Below are 620 nucleotides of genomic sequence, written 5' to 3' on the forward strand. Positions count from 1 at the left end.
GCGCCATGACCCCTCCGACCGTCGTTTTCGAGCAATCGGTATCAGAGGTTTCTTCGTATCAACAGCGGTTTCACGCGGTCGCGGTATGTCAGCCCGATGTCGCCTGACGCCGCCGGGTCGCACCCTGCTCCAGCCGCCGCAACAGCGACTCGATCGAAGGCGGTGACGGCGATGCAGCCGGCGCCGGCGTATCGACCAGACGCGGCTCATGGCGCGCCGCACCGTTGACGGCGCCAACTGACGGTGGAGCCGACGATGGCGCTGACCAAGCCACCGAGACCCGCGGTGCGACCGGCTCGCTCACCATGATCGGGACCGTCGCGGCCTCCACCGGCTCGTCGATCGCGACGGATTCGTCAGCTAATGCTACGACCCGCTCATCGTCTTCCACCGGAGCGGCTGACGCGACCGGCGCCGCCTCGGCCTGCACCAGCGGCGTGACCGGCCGGATCGGCGCCATCGGCACCGGCAGGATCGCATGCGGGTCGAACGCCGCGAGCGGCTGGTCGAGGTCCGCGGGGATCGATCGCTCGAGCGTGACCGGGTTCGCCGCGGTCACCTCCATCATCGGCGTGCCGAGATCGGCCGCGGTCATCGGCCGGCGTGGCGGCGCGTCGGGA

1 pseudogene is annotated in these 620 nt (G+C 70.2%); it reads right to left on the reverse strand.

The features are described from left to right. Positions 1–88: 88 nt before the first annotated feature. A pseudogene (locus sphsw_RS18490) lies at positions 89–620 on the reverse strand (hypothetical protein); the annotation flags it as partial.

Origin of the sequence: Sphingomonas sp. FUKUSWIS1 (genome assembly GCF_000733135.1) — a bacterium.
Classification (GTDB): Bacteria; Pseudomonadota; Alphaproteobacteria; order Sphingomonadales; family Sphingomonadaceae; genus Sphingomonas; species Sphingomonas aerolata.